Here is a 14,735-nt window from a genome sequence, read left to right on the forward strand (position 1 = left end):
TTTATTCATTGTAACACGCTATTTAAGGCTTAAACCAAGGTGTGTGCCAATATCGAGAATTGATAATCACTTGCCCCTGTCTATCTCCCCAAAAGCTATTCGCAGCTGACTGATGAGGCCCCAAAGTGTGATTACTGTGCCCAATCCATTGCCCAGTAGCACGAACTACTCTCAAAGTAAAATGCCCAGTTTCACCAAAGGCGTTTGTCGTTCCTACTTCTGATACTCCATTAAAATCGAACTGAAAACTGGATGTCCAACTACCTTGTGCAACAAATATAGAGCCGCTACAAAATAAGAATACCACAGATAAAGATAGGATAGCGAGCAAACGAACTTTTTTCAACGTAACAATTATCCTCCTTTTTATAACCCAATTTTTTCTAAGTAATCAAATAAATGTCATCATTTAAAGGAATGACTACTCCGAACTAAATAACAATTTCTCCTTATCACGATTTTCGATATCAAGATAATCAGTGGAGCGAGAACTTGTTTTAACGATAATATTCTCACCGCTAATCAAATATATATTTTTTATCTTACTCCCAACATCACCAATTATGATTCTCGATAATTTCAAATCAACTGCATCGTCCTTAAAAATAGACTTGGTTTTCATAAAGTATAAGTAAACATCATTTCCTGTTTGTTTAGCTTGATAATTTGAAACTCGTTCAAAATTACTGATATTAGCTGTCCCTGAAATCGAAAAGTCTCCTTTGATCGGCGAAACAGTTATACCCTGTAGCTCTTCTAAGGGAATAATTACCCGAGTACTATCTTGGTATAGTTTCCATCCTACATAACTTCCAAATAACATTACAACCCCAAAAACGAATAAAAAAACTTTTTTTCTAGCCATGAAGCCCCCCTTTTTTCTGGTCTTTTGGAAATTATACCGCCCACATTTGTATCCGTTTACATTATAGCACTTCCCCCAAAAAAGTCAATTTCTACAGATTGTTACAGACGATAAATCCGCAGTCATTCGACAGCGGATTTTTTATACTATAAATTATTCAACATATTGTCAATATGTTGGATAGATTTTTCACGACCGAGTAGGTAAATCGTATTTGGTAATTCTGGACCGTGCATTTCACCTGAAACAGCAATACGGATTGGCATAAAGAGATTCTTTCCCTTGATACCTGTCTCTTTTTGAACGGCTTTGATTTGTGGGAAGATGTTATCTGGTTGGAACTCCTCATCTGTCATTGCCACTAATTTTTCTTTGAGTGCCTTCAGAACAGTCGGTACTGTTTCTGCTGACATCACCTCTTTTTCAGCTTCTGTCAGATTTGGAAAATCAGAGAAGAAAAGATTTGTCAAAGGAAGGATCTCATCTGCTGAGGACATCTGTGGCTTGTAGAGCTCCACCAATTTTTCTGCTTTATCCGTCAAACGATTCGCCGCTTCTAAGAATGGCTTAGTCAAACTGAAAATGGTCTCCAAGTCAGCCTTCTTCATGTACTCATTTCCCATCCAAGCTAACTTCTTCGGATCAAAGGAGGCTGGTGATTTGCTCAAGCGTTTTTCATCAAAGAGTTGAATAATCTCTTCTTTTGAGAAAATTTCTTCTTCACCACCGGGAGTCCAGCCCAAAAGTGTGATAAAGTTAAAGATGGCTTCTGGAAGGTAGCCTTTCTTGCGATAGTCTTCAATAAAAGCAAGAGTATTAGTGTCACGTTTAGACAATTTTTTACCTGTCGCAGAATTGATAATCAAGGTCATGTGTCCAAATTCTGGTGCTTCCCAGCCCAGCGCTTCATAGACCATGAGCTGTTTTGGTGTGTTGGCGATATGGTCATCCCCACGGATAACATGTGAGATTTCCATGAGATGGTCATCAACTACCACGGCAAAGTTATAAGTTGGATAACCATCGCGTTTCTGGATAACCCAATCACCACCGATGTTGCCACCTTCAAACTCAATCTCCCCTTTAACCATGTCATTCCACTTGTAGATACCAGTTTCATTGACTGCCAAACGAACAGTTGGAACAATCCCCGCTGCCTCACGCTCTGCAATGTAAGCCGCTTTCTCATCTGCTGACATACCTAAGTACTCATTAACATAGCGAGGAGTTTCACCGGCAGCTTCTTGGCGTTCGCGCTCTGCCGCTAACTCTTCTTCTGTCACATAAGACTTATAAGCTTTTCCTGAAGTCAATAGCTCATCAATGTATTGTTGGTAAATATCTAAACGCTCTGATTGACGATAGTTTTCATGCGTTTCTGGACTTTCATCCCAATCAATCCCCAACCAACGTAAATTGTCAAGCTGAGAACGCTCTCCGTCCTCTACGTGACGCTTACGGTCAGTATCTTCAATACGAATGATAAACGTACCACCATAATGACGGGCAAATAGGTAATTAAATAAGGCTGTACGGGCATTTCCTATGTGTAAAAGTCCTGTTGGACTAGGTGCGTAACGCACACGAATTGGTTTTAACATAACTTACTCCGTTATAAAAATTTTATATTGCTTCTATTATAGCACTAAATTAAAAAAAAGAAAGCCGACTATACTTTTTTAACCATAGAACGGCTATTCTTTCTGGTGGAGCTTTTTTGAAAACCAGCAGCTACAAAAATCAGGGCAGTGATAGGTCAGACATAGAAAATCTCTAACTGGCTAAAAACGTAATCCCCTGTAATGACCAAGGTTTTTTCTGCCGTATTTTCAACTGAATGATTCTTGATACTGCTGAAAACTTTATCCCCTCTAAATTCAATATTCCAGTTTTTGGGAACATATAACTTGACGTTGGAAAAAACAGCATCACCTGAGTAGGTTGCGACATCACCTAACATATTAGCATTAACAAAATAGATAGAAACTCCAGAAAAGACCGTATCACCACTGACATTGGTCAAATTACCTTCATTAATATAGCGAGTTGCATTGGTAAAGACAGTATCTGGTCCGTGATTCTGGAAAAAACATCCTTCAATAGTATTTCTCGTACTCTCACCAGATTCAAAACCATATATCTTGTGACGAGGCTTAAAGATCATGTTGAGACCAAGACCAGCTAAAACCGCTGCTATAACTATGGTTCCTGTACTAATATTGAGCCAGTTGTAATGCTTTTCCAAAAGAACAAAAGCAATGATACCGCAAACATAGGCACTGATATAGTTACGACGATAAATATTTTGAACAGTTCCATAGCCGAACCCCAAAACCAAGAGCAAGGTCCAAAGAGACATTCCCAAATCTGGCAGTAATAACCTATCCTTGAACAGAAGATAAAGAGCCAAAAGGATAAATCCTACCCCTAAAAACATTTTTCTCATGATACTTACCTCATTTCTCTGAGCTTTTCTTTTAATAATTGATAATAATGACGCGATACATGGATTTGTTTGACTGTATCATAAAAGTGAATAGTACTAGTTCCTGAAAAGGATTTTTCCAGCGAATAGATGGAACGTATATTGGCAATGCTTGATTTGGAAATTCGACAAAAATAAAACGGCAAACACTCTTCCAATTCATAGAGTTTCAACTTGACCTCGTAAGCATTGTCCCGACTATGAGCAAAAATCTTTGTCCCATCTGTTTCAAAAAAGAGGACATCCGTTAAATCGAGAAAATATTCACTCCCTCCCTTATAGAAAATCATTTTCGGGCGACTAACCTGAGCTAAAGCCTGCTGGATTTGTTCAACCTCAACAGATAAGTGACTAGCTCGAATGACAACCTCAAGATCATCCAAACCATCGTCCAACTCAATCTTAATTTTCATATCCCCTCCCTCAAGATACAAAGAGCGTAAAAATCCGTATAAAAATAGGAAACGGACAAAGTGGGCTAAGCACACTAGGACGGTTATCTTTTTTACTAGGATTTTAGCTCGTGTTCGATTAAACCAAGATACAAAGAGCGTAAAAATTCGTACAAAAATAAGAAATCAAACGCAGTATCCCAGATACAAGTGCGATTTAGCTTCCCATTCTCTGCTACGATTAGTATTAGTGTAACAAATCCTGAGAAATTGACAAGTTTTTTTCAGTAAGTGGTTCGTTTTAACCAGTAAGTGGTAAACAAAAAAACTCAAGTTGCCCTGAGTTTTCTAGCTTTTATCTCTCCACTTGGATACTAAAATCAGCACACTTATAGGAGTCCTATAGATTTCTTCTACTTCCTAGCAACTACGAACCCGAATTGGTTGAAATATGATGGCTAACAACACGCGCAAAGGTTTCAATATTCAGACTCTGTACATAGATCTCGCCATAACCAGTGAAGGTATTGACAATCCCTTCACCAGTACCGATAGAATGAAGGAAGCCATTTTCCATGTGAATATTGTAGTCTAAATCACGACTCCAAGCAACAACATGAGCATTATCAATTGTAATACTTCCACCATCCAGTGTCAGCTTTTTAATAGAACCAAATGCGTTGGCTAAAAGCGTACCACGACCTTCAGTTGTCATAACAAAGAGACCACCTTGACCACCAAAGAGGGCTTTCCCAACACTCTGGCGCTCCATTTTGTATTGAGCAGAACCATCTAGGGCAAGAAAGGCACCATCATTGAGTCTGTATTGCTCCGCACCAAGCTCCAAAGCAATTACTTGACCCGGAGTAGAGGGAGCAAGAGCAATCTTTCCATCATCACTATCAGACACAGCTTGTGTAATAAACATGGACTCACCAGATACCATAGAGCGACCAATCGCTCCCACAAGTTTACCAAAACCAGAACGTCCACGTGCATTGAGTTTCGTATTCAAGGTGACACTCGGTGTATGATAGACCATGCTTCCCTGTTGTATATAAGCTGATTCTCCAGCTTCCAAAGCAATTTCTACCAGAGGAAACTGCATATTGCTATCAATGGTATATCTCATGCGATTATCTGACATAAAAAATCTCCTTGCCTATCTGTATCATTCATTTCATACAATTGTATACTCAACGAAAAAAATTGTCAAGTATGTTTGTGTAAACAGCTATTATAAAACTCTAGAGAAAATTATTGAACCTCGGTCATGCGCCCTGTATCCACATCATAAATTGCTCCTGAAATTTCAATAGTATCTGGTATGAGAGGTGAGTTTTTCAGCAGAGCAATATCTTCTCTGACACTATCTTCAATATCTGTAAACGGGAGAAAATCTTGATTTCCCACATCCACTCCTAAGTCACGCTTGAGCTGGGCTGTAAACTCCTCATTCGTGAAGGTCTGAGCACCACAATCTGTATGGTGAAGCACTACAATTTCCCGTGTTCCTAACTGTTGTTGAGAAATAACTAGAGAACGGATCACATCCTCGGTCACTCGACCACCCGCATTCCGCAAAATATGGGCATCACCAAGAGCTAATCCCAAAGCCTGAGCAACATGGAGGCGCGAATCCATGCAAGTCACAATTGCTACCTTTGTCTTTGGTCGCAAAGGAAGATGATAAGTCCCGTGTAAATCAACATAGGCCTTATTAGCTTTCATAAAATTTTGAAAATAAGACATGGGCCCCCTAATCCTGATGAAAAAAGCTGAAATTTTCAGAAATGAAACTGACTTTAGCTTATCATATTCTCAACAATTTGTCGCAAAAAAGGGAACAACAATCTGTCACTCCCGAAAGTTTTTACTAATTAAATACTTTTTGCAAAACTTCACCAATTGTTGTCACTCCTATAGCCATAATTTCTTTAGGGACCTTGATACCTGTCAAGGAATTTTTGGGAGCATAGACTTTTGTAAATCCCAACTTAGCCGCTTCATTGATGCGCTGTTCGATCCGATTGACACGGCGTATTTCACCTGTCAGACCGATTTCCCCGATAAAACACTCCTGAGGATTGGTGGGCTTATCCTTGTAGCTGGAAGCGAGGGCAACTGCTACCGCAAGATCAATTGCCGGCTCATCTAACTTGACACCACCTGCTGATTTTAGGTAAGCATCTTGATTTTGTAAAAGTAGACCTGCCCTTTTTTCCAAAACTGCCATAATTAAGCTCGCCCGATTGAAGTCTAGTCCTGTTGTCGTCCGCTTGGCATTACCAAACATGGTCGGAGTCACCAAGGCTTGTACTTCTGCTAAGATAGGTCTGGTTCCCTCCATGGTAACAACAATGGCAGAACCTGTCGCTCCATCCAAACGTTCTTCCAAAAAGACTTCGCTAGGATTGAGAACCTCTACCAAACCCTGAGACTGCATTTCAAAAATTCCGATCTCATTGGTTGATCCAAAACGATTTTTGACCGCTCGCAAGATGCGGAAGGTATGCTGGCGCTCTCCCTCAAAATAAAGCACCGTATCTACCATGTGTTCTAGAGTACGCGGTCCTGCAAGAGTTCCTTCCTTGGTCATGTGACCGACAATAAAGGTTGCGATATTATTGGTCTTGGCAATCTGCATGAGCTCATTGGTCACTTCACGCACCTGACTGACTGATCCCTGCACGCTAGAAATATCCGGACTCATAATCGTCTGAATAGAATCAATAATCAAAAAATCCGGCTTGATTTTTTCAATCTCCTTGCGGATACTCTGCATATTGGTCTCTGCATAGAGATAAAACTCGCTGTCAATATCGCCTAAGCGCTCTGCTCGTAGCTTGATTTGTTGGGCAGACTCTTCTCCTGATACATAAAGAACAGTACCAATAGTTGATAGCTGAGTTGAAACCTGCAAGAGCAAGGTGGACTTGCCTATACCCGGATCTCCACCAATAAGAACCAAACTCCCTGGCACTACACCTCCTCCCAGAACGCGATTGAACTCTTCCATACTAGTCTTGGTGCGAGACACTTGGATAGAGGAAACTTCATTTAGCTTCATTGGTCGGGTCTTCTCGCCTGTCAAACTGACTCGCTCATTCTTAACTTCTGTAACTGCCACTTCCTCTACAAAGGACGACCAAGAACCACAGTTGGGACAGCGCCCTAGGTATTTGGGCGAGTGGTATTCGCAGGACTGACAGACAAAGGTTGTTTTTTTCTTAGCGATGATGTTTTCCTCCTATTAACTCGTATTCCAATATCTCACTGTAGGCACTCTTTTCTTTTGGTACAGACTGATATATCAGCATATCATGACAAGCTAGCGGGGGTTTGTCATGCGTTTGGTATTTTTTGAGTGCCTGTAAAATCGATTTGTCATCCCCACCATAGTTTCGTAGCAGACAGGTGAAGGCTCAGACACCCCTCTATGTTCCATAAATAATCTATGAACAAACACAACCTGTTCTTGCCTAAAGTTTTGTCCCGTTATATCCGGTCGCCATTCATGGAAAGTAGCTCTACCAGATCGGAGCAAATCAGGCTGTGAGCGAGGTAAGCGTAGTTCCTAAGACTCGGTCACACAACTTGTACTCGGACAAATACAGGATTTTCCGCCTTTTCTTGAGCCAAAAATCTCCCCAAGCAAAGACACATCCAAAACCAGCAATAGAGGCTGGGATTTTCAAGGCTAGTATAAGACACAGTGTAGTCCGGTTCAGAATGCTGGACCAAAATAATGTACATGCGCCCTTCTACTTCCCTGTAGAACCAAAACCACCCGTACGAACTCCATCTGCTTCATCACCATCGGCTAGCAAGAAAGGAGCAAAGACAGCCTGTACAATTCGCTCACCAGCCTCTATCACAACTGTTTCATCGGTGATATTGCGCATTTGAGCAAAGATATGACCTTCATTGGCAGCATTGCCATAATAATCACCGTCAATAACTCCAACTGAGTTGATTAAGACCAAGCCCTTCTTACGAGGATTAGACGAACGGTCATAAAGGTAAAGAACCTCGTTTTCCTGCATATAAGCTTTAACTCCCGTTGGTACCAACTTAATCTCGCCTGGTTCCAAACAGATGGTCTCGGCTGCTTTCAGGTCATAGCCTGCTGCATGAGCTGTTTCTCGTTTTGGCAATAAGTTTTCATCTGTAAACTGACTGACCAGTTCAAAACCACGAATTTTCATCATATTTATCTTTTGATCCTCTCAAGTATTGATTTTGCGAGGTTTTTATCCTCTCTTTAATATTATAATATACATTTGCACGCTCTTTTGTGAACTTACAAGCTATTGGGAGCTTTTTCTTCAAAAGCTAAACCACTAGCAATTTCTTGTAATTTATCTTTTGAATAATGACAAAGCCCTCAGATTTATTGAGAATAATCTTATTTTAGCTTGTTCTGGACAGATTCTTGATTTGGTCAAGACTTGCAATACAAATATAAACGTGTCAGGATGTGAACCATGCCCTCACCATTTTTCCTTATCAATGACACAGATTATTTCTTGAACATGCCCAACTTGATAGATTAAAATGATAACTCCTATGTATTTTAACCATTCCCATTATACACTAATTCGCAAAAGCCTGCGATTTTCAAAGATAAAAAACTGACCAGTTGTCAGGCAAACCTACCCCAATATTCATTTACTTCTTGCTCCATTTTTTCCGCCATATCCACCATTTCTGCTGCTTGAAGAATAGCAAGTCCCTTGTCCACCATCTTTTTGTCGTGTCGCAAAATTCCCATACGAACATTGGCAAAGCCTATATAGTCGATTCGCATGCTTTCCTGAGCAATCTGGTAGGCAATTTCAATTATTCGCTTACAGTCTATAATATGGTCATTTTTGATAAGCACTGTAGATAAATTTGCTAAAAGTACAAACTGACTTGTTTGTATTTCCTTAAAATCTTTATATTTTTTCAAGGATGACAAGACCTTATTAACAAACCCTTCTAGCTGTTTAAGTGGAAGAAAAGGAAGAACTAGATTTAATTTCCGAAAGTCCGCTAGATACCATGTATCGCATTTTTCTAGCTCTTGCCACAGTTCTTGAGACAGTTTTCTAGTTGTTTCGCTATCGCCATACTGACAGATGGATAAGGTTAGTCGAAGCTGTTGATTCATTCGTTGTAGACGAATATCATCATATTTTTTTAGATAGGCCTGGATGGCTATCAAAAATTCTTCCAACACTCCATTTGTCATATATTTGCCACCTAGCTTTTCAAATTTGTTTATCAGACTGGATCGCTCGGAAGGCTGATAGGCATGACAGATATAATCAAACTCTGCATAAGTCATATCCAATTGACGAAGGATATGGGCAAAGTGAGCAATCGTGGGATATTCCTTGTTATTTTCAATCTTTGAAAGAGTTGTTCTTGATAAAGCATCTCCGCAAACCTCTCGCTGACTCAAACCTTTTGACTTCCTGATTTCTTTTAAAACCGTACCAAAATCCCACTTCATAGCAACCTCCCTATAAGTGTGTGAGAATTGTTTACACTTTTTTATTTTTCCGCAAATACATGATACCATAAGGCTAAGGAAAAATAAAAACGAATAGAGGTAAAAGATGATGAGAAACTGGAGAAACCACCTTCTCCTATTGACCTACTTAGCAGTCATTACCATTCCTCGTCTCCTAGGAGACGGTTGGGGCGGTTGGTGGTTACTGCCTATCCAAAAGTAAACAAAATCCACTAAAACTTCACCACCTTGGAAGGGAGGAAAAGCGGAAACAACAATTTTGGGTGGGGGAGACAGTTTAAATCTTTACTATTACTCTAAACAGAAAAGAAGTATCATCATGAAAAAGGCAATGAAATACATAAACACCTCATTAGCAGCTATAACTCTTTGTGTATCAATTTTACCGAGTACAGCATCAGTTTATGCAAATACCAAAGGAAATCCAACACCGAAAACAATATCAACAACTGATTTCCCCGATGTTCATTTGAATGACCTTACATCTGAACAAAGGCGAAAATTAACAGTAATATTCACCATTGGTGAAGAACTCGCTTTAACAGATAACAATGAATTATATCTCAAACACGATACTGGATTCATCAAAAACAAGTACAACCTTAGTGGCGAAGACATCGCCTTTATCATCGGATCAATCGCAAATTACAATACGAAAATCACAACACCAGTTATGATACCAAGAGCTAGCTTTAGTGGCGGATATATCCATTTATCCTACGGTGAAGTTCTTAATATTGTCAATTTATCAGCTAGTTACGGACCAGGAGTTATCGCTGGAGCAATGTCCGCTTTACTATCATTTTATCCTGGTATCGGAACAGTTATTGGAGGTATTATTGGATGGTTCGGAGCAGCAGCTATTTTACAAGCTTTAAATGATGCAGCGTTCCAGAAAAAAGGAATAAAAATTGGCATTGGTGGAATAGTGGCGGAATAAAATATGAAAGATTTCAAAGAATTTATTATTATTTTTTTACTATTCTGCCTATTTTCGATCACCAACCATTATTCTCCAGCGCTTTACAATTCGATACAAACGGCTATATTTGTTCCCATATCAATATTTTTAATATATAAATTGACAATGTGGGTCATACGCTATCTCTATATCAGAATTAACTCCACAAAAGAATGAGTTATTTTCAGCTCATTCTTCTCTTTATTACCCTTGTTCGATACAACAATCCTCCTAAATCAATCTTGAACAATCCACTTTTTTCCAGCTTGATACGCACCATCAATATACAATCTCATCAGACCCAATTTAGGTGTTATAATTTTATAAAAAAGGGGTGAAACGAACTAATGACAAAATTTACTACTGTTACTCTGCAATCTCACATTGAGACACTCATTGGCACACATCCTCTATTGGTCCAAGAGTTAGCTGTGCTGAAGCAGGCTCAAAACAGGCTGCAAAATGATGAGTACTTTTTAAAGGTGATTGCATATCTGAAGAAAGAACTATCTTCTTTGGCAGTAAAAAATTTACTCTCTCCTCCGGTGATGGAATTATTTACTGAAATAAGCAGACAAAATCCAGCAACTGGAGCTGCTGCCATATGGAATTTTCTTATTCCAGACAAAAAGAAACTCTAGGTTCTCTAAATAAGTCAAAAATCAGACAACGCTAGTCCACTACTTTATAAGGACTAATTTTATTCCCCGTCTCATAAGAATGGTCAAAAATAGTAAAAAACAGTCAACCAGATAAACATGGATTGACTGTTTTTTACTGTTTACATATTTATTCAAACACAAACTGATTGTGATAGAGTTCGGCATAGAAGCCGTTTAGCTTAAGCAACTCGCTGTGGTTGCCACGCTCGATCACCTCTCCATCTTTCAGAACAATGATTTGATCTGCGTTTAGAATAGTCTTGAGACGGTGAGCGATGACGAAACTGGTCCGTCCTGCAACGATCGTCTCCATGGCAGATTGAATCTTGCTTTCCGTTACCGTATCAACATTTGAAGTCGCCTCGTCCAAAATGAGAACCTGCGGATCAGTCAAAAGAGTACGGGCGATAGAAATCAGCTGCTTCTGACCGGTTGAAAAGACATTATTTTCATCATCAACATAGGTATCGTAGCCATCTGGCAAGCTCATGATAAACTCGTGAATATGAGTAGCACGAGCCGCCGTCTCCACCAATTCCTGCGAAACGTCACCTGCACCAAAGGCGATATTATCTCGGATAGTTCCTGAGAAGAGGACGGACTCCTGCAAGACGATACCGACCTTCTGTCGTAAGCTATCCAGATCAAATGATCGAATGTCTGTTCCATCAAAACGTATCGCTCCGCTATTGACATCATAAAAACGGTTAATGAGGTTCATAATAGTCGTCTTTCCTGAACCTGTCGGACCAACGACTGCGGTCATTTGCCCTTTGGGAGCTGTGATTGTCACGTTTTTGAGAATCGGCTTGCCTTCGACATAGCTAAAATCAACCTGTTCAATCTCTACCTTATCCTTCAACTCGGTAAAGACTGGAGCATGAGTCGGGCGGACTTCTTCTGGCTCATCAAACATTTCTTGTATACGGTGAGCCCCTGTGAAAGCTAATTGCATTTCAGCCCAGCTGGAAGCGACTTGCATCATAGGCTGATAATATTGCTGCGAATATTGGACGAAGGTCACGACTAGACCCAAGGCTGCTGCTGTGGACAGGTTGGTATTGGATAGAACTAGATTAGAGCCGACAAAAATAACAATAGCTGTGTTAATCAAGCTCAAACCATTCATAACAGGAAAGAGAAGACCTGAGAAAATTCTTCCCTTAAAAGTCGCTTGTCGGACATCCTTATTGAGTTCCATAAAACCATCTACGACCTGAGACTGCAAACCTTGGACAATAATAGCTTTTTGTCCTGAGATATTCTCATCCATGTAGGCATTGAGTTTCCCAACTGCCTTTTGTTGCAAATCTGAATACTTACGCGACATCCGGATAATAAAAAATAAGAAAATGAGGGCAACTGGTGTTGTCGCAACGACCACTAGAGCCATCTGAACACTTTGGACAAACATCATCACGACGATTCCAATATACAAGATAGACTGGGTGACAACATTGATGAGTGACATATTAAAAGCATTTTGAATATTGTCCAAATCTGATGTAAAGCGTGAAAGAATCTCCCCATCCTGATGGCGGTCAAAAAAGCTGACTGTCAACTTCTCTAATTTGCCAAACAATCCCTTTCGCATCTGGTTCGTTGATTGAGAAATAATACGTGTAAAAAGCAAGGAATAGGTCACCGATGAGGCAGCCATCAGCAAAACTGCAAACAATAAACTCATCAAGGTTGAAAAGAAAAGACTCGTATCCATCTGCTTACCAGTCGCCATAGCCTGAGCCAGACTGGTTAGTTCTGTTACTGCTCGCCCCATAAAAACAGGCGATAAAACCTGCATGAATGTCGAAAGGAGAATAGCTACAAAAATGACTGCAAAAGCTAACTTAAATTGTTTAAAATAAGTCCAAAAAAATCGTGCTGTTTTCATAATCATCATACCAAGATAATTGGAAAGCATTTAAAAAAGGAAATAAGCACCGCATAAGCATACGTAAAATATTTTATCCTTTTTGAGCTTTCCAGACGAGTTCAAATGAGTATAAGCCCAAGATGAACCCGTTACCTTAGTTTTCCTCCCTCCCTTTCTGCGTTTCAAATATTTCTCGATAAACCTCGTTGGTTGCCACCAATTCCTGATGAGTCCCCTGACCAATCAAGCGTCCCTCATCCAGAACCAAAATGGTATCTGCCTTGACCACAGATGAAATTTTCTGAGCAATAATGATAGTTGTTGTATCTTTCAAGTCATGGTTGAGGGCCTCCTGCACTAGCTTCTCAGACTTTGCATCCAAAGCAGATGTAGAATCATCTAAAATCAAAATTTTAGGATTGGATACTAGACCACGCGCAATGGACATCCGTTGCTTCTGCCCACCAGAAAAATTATTTCCACGCTCCTCCACACCTGACTGATAACTATCTGGCATCCGTTCGATAAATTCCATAGCTTGAGCAATTCGTGCAGCACGTTCCAACTCAATTTGACTAGCACCTGCCTTCCCCTGACGGATATTGGATGCAATGGTCCCCGTAAACAAGATGGCCTTCTGCAAAACGATAGACACTGTATTTCTGAGTGTTTCTTGGCTAAGTGTCTTGATGTCTCTGCCACCGATTTCAATCGTCCCCTCTTGCGGGTCAAAAAGCCGGGGAATGAGTTGAGCCAGCGTAGATTTTCCAGCTCCTGTCGCACCAACGACACCAACCATCTGACCAGCCTGAATATCAAAGCTAATATTTTTCAGCATTGCCTGTTCGTCTTTTGGATATGTAAATGTTACATTTTTAAAGGAGATTGTTGCATCTAGTTCCTCTACAGGCTTGTCTTCAAACGTCATAGCAGGATTGGTCGCTAACACTTCATTTATCCGCTTGATAGAAATAGCTGCACGGCTAGCATTGCTTCCCATGAATCCAACCATGATGATAGTAAACATAATTTGTGTGAGATAGGTGTTGAAAGAAGCCAACTTGTTGACCGCCTCTGGATTGGTTCCCAACAGATTGTAAACAGAAAAAATAGCCGCATAGATTGCCAAATAAGAAATCAAAATGAACATCGGTTCCAAAAAGGAGAAGCCCGACCCAATAAAGCGGTTTAATTTGAACAAGTCATCTGATACTTTTTCAAACTTCTCAGCTTGATTTTTTTCCTGAACAAAAGATTTAACAACACGAACCCCACGCAGGTTTTCCTTGGCAATAGCATTGATGCCATCTACCAATTTTTGGAATTTTCCAAAACGAGGTCCCATAATGCTCATAATAACCGCCATGGTTGCACCTATCAGAACAATCATCAAGACTACAATCCACCACAGCTCCGGCATGGTACTCACAGCAAAGACAATCGCACCGATAAAGAGCAGGGGTAGGCGCAAAAGAACTTGAAAGGTCATCATGAGTAAATTTTGCACTTGAGACAGGTCGTTGGTCATACGAACAACTAGATTCCCAGCATTGAACTCCTCAATATTGGCATAAGAGAAAGTTTGAATTTTCTTAAACATTTGCTCCCGTAAATCTGCGGAAACAGCTTGTGCAATATACGCTGCCAAAATAGTATTGGTCGCTCCTGCTACCAAGCCAAGGGCAGCTACTCCCAGTAGCCAGCCTCCCATTTGGAAGATAGTCGCTTGGTCATTAGCTGCCACAGCTGCCAATACATTCTGCAAAAAACGCGGTTGCAAAAGACTAGACAAAACATAGAACAGAACCATGAATACCGAGCACAGCGCCTGCCATTTGTATTTCATAATTGCTTTTATTAACATATTTCCTCCCCTTATACATACGTACATTTTAATATGCGTATTTTTTATTCTAACATAATTAAAAAAGACTTTCAAACTTCTAAAACCATCTCGTCCAAAAACTGTTTTTTTC

The 14,735-nt window shown here is 40.1% G+C and carries 14 protein-coding genes; 2 read left to right on the forward strand and 12 right to left on the reverse strand.

Annotated features, from left to right (window positions below):
* Positions 1 to 22: 22 nt before the first annotated feature.
* The 10 genes from BZG42_RS09115 to BZG42_RS09160 all read right to left on the reverse strand — a co-directional run bounded on the left by BZG42_RS09115 (position 23) and on the right by BZG42_RS09160 (position 9,242).
* A complete protein-coding gene (locus BZG42_RS09115) occupies positions 23 to 346 on the reverse strand; it encodes a hypothetical protein (protein ID WP_155996145.1) in 324 nt (107 codons plus the stop codon).
* Between the two features lie 75 nt (positions 347 to 421).
* A complete protein-coding gene (locus BZG42_RS09120; RefSeq protein WP_024532984.1) occupies positions 422 to 865 on the reverse strand; it encodes a hypothetical protein in 444 nt (147 codons plus the stop codon).
* Positions 866 to 1,011: 146 nt separating this feature from the next.
* Complete coding sequence (gene gltX, locus BZG42_RS09125) at positions 1,012 to 2,466, reverse strand: glutamate--tRNA ligase (protein WP_155996148.1); 1,455 nt, start codon at positions 2,464 to 2,466, stop codon at positions 1,012 to 1,014.
* Positions 2,467 to 2,621: 155 nt separating this feature from the next.
* Positions 2,622 to 3,311, reverse strand: a complete 690-nt coding sequence (locus tag BZG42_RS09130; RefSeq protein WP_120172330.1) for a LiaF transmembrane domain-containing protein — start codon at positions 3,309 to 3,311, stop codon at positions 2,622 to 2,624.
* A 5-nt stretch (positions 3,312 to 3,316) separates the two neighbouring features.
* Positions 3,317 to 3,763 carry a LytTR family DNA-binding domain-containing protein gene (locus BZG42_RS09135; protein WP_120172332.1) on the reverse strand — a complete coding sequence of 149 codons (447 nt, stop codon included), beginning with the start codon at positions 3,761 to 3,763 and terminating at the stop codon, positions 3,317 to 3,319.
* 406 nt (positions 3,764 to 4,169) lie between these two features.
* Positions 4,170 to 4,889, reverse strand: a complete 720-nt coding sequence (locus BZG42_RS09140) for a TIGR00266 family protein (protein WP_024532696.1) — start codon at positions 4,887 to 4,889, stop codon at positions 4,170 to 4,172.
* A 110-nt stretch (positions 4,890 to 4,999) separates the two neighbouring features.
* Positions 5,000 to 5,494: a beta-class carbonic anhydrase gene (locus tag BZG42_RS09145; protein ID WP_024532695.1), complete on the reverse strand. Its 495-nt coding sequence runs from the start codon at positions 5,492 to 5,494 to the stop codon at positions 5,000 to 5,002.
* Between the two features lie 124 nt (positions 5,495 to 5,618).
* Complete coding sequence (gene radA, locus BZG42_RS09150; protein ID WP_155996151.1) at positions 5,619 to 6,983, reverse strand: DNA repair protein RadA; 1,365 nt, start codon at positions 6,981 to 6,983, stop codon at positions 5,619 to 5,621.
* A gap of 523 nt (positions 6,984 to 7,506) precedes the next feature.
* Positions 7,507 to 7,950 carry a dUTP diphosphatase gene (locus BZG42_RS09155; RefSeq protein WP_024532693.1) on the reverse strand — a complete coding sequence of 148 codons (444 nt, stop codon included), beginning with the start codon at positions 7,948 to 7,950 and terminating at the stop codon, positions 7,507 to 7,509.
* A 437-nt stretch (positions 7,951 to 8,387) separates the two neighbouring features.
* Complete coding sequence (locus BZG42_RS09160; RefSeq protein WP_155996154.1) at positions 8,388 to 9,242, reverse strand: helix-turn-helix domain-containing protein; 855 nt, start codon at positions 9,240 to 9,242, stop codon at positions 8,388 to 8,390.
* Positions 9,243 to 9,582: 340 nt separating this feature from the next.
* Here BZG42_RS09160 and BZG42_RS10155 point away from each other — a divergent pair, with 340 nt between their 5' ends.
* Together BZG42_RS10155 and BZG42_RS09170 are read left to right on the forward strand one after the other, a co-directional pair.
* A complete protein-coding gene (locus BZG42_RS10155) occupies positions 9,583 to 10,203 on the forward strand; it encodes a hypothetical protein (RefSeq protein ID WP_227985514.1) in 621 nt (206 codons plus the stop codon).
* A gap of 368 nt (positions 10,204 to 10,571) precedes the next feature.
* Positions 10,572 to 10,865, forward strand: coding sequence for a bacteriocin immunity protein (locus tag BZG42_RS09170; RefSeq protein ID WP_120172339.1), 294 nt, complete (start codon positions 10,572 to 10,574; stop codon positions 10,863 to 10,865).
* Positions 10,866 to 11,013: 148 nt separating this feature from the next.
* Here BZG42_RS09170 and BZG42_RS09175 read toward each other — a convergent pair whose 3' ends face one another.
* Together BZG42_RS09175 and BZG42_RS09180 are read right to left on the reverse strand one after the other, a co-directional pair.
* Complete coding sequence (locus BZG42_RS09175) at positions 11,014 to 12,777, reverse strand: ABC transporter ATP-binding protein (RefSeq protein ID WP_155996157.1); 1,764 nt, start codon at positions 12,775 to 12,777, stop codon at positions 11,014 to 11,016.
* 136 nt (positions 12,778 to 12,913) lie between these two features.
* The gene (locus tag BZG42_RS09180; protein ID WP_155962044.1) at positions 12,914 to 14,623 is read right to left on the reverse strand and encodes an ABC transporter ATP-binding protein; all 1,710 of its coding nucleotides are present in this window, start codon (positions 14,621 to 14,623) and stop codon (positions 12,914 to 12,916) included.
* Positions 14,624 to 14,735 lie beyond the last annotated feature (112 nt).

Origin of the sequence: Streptococcus sp. DAT741, assembly GCF_009866825.1 — a bacterium.
GTDB classification, from domain to species: domain Bacteria; phylum Bacillota; class Bacilli; order Lactobacillales; family Streptococcaceae; genus Streptococcus; species Streptococcus ruminantium.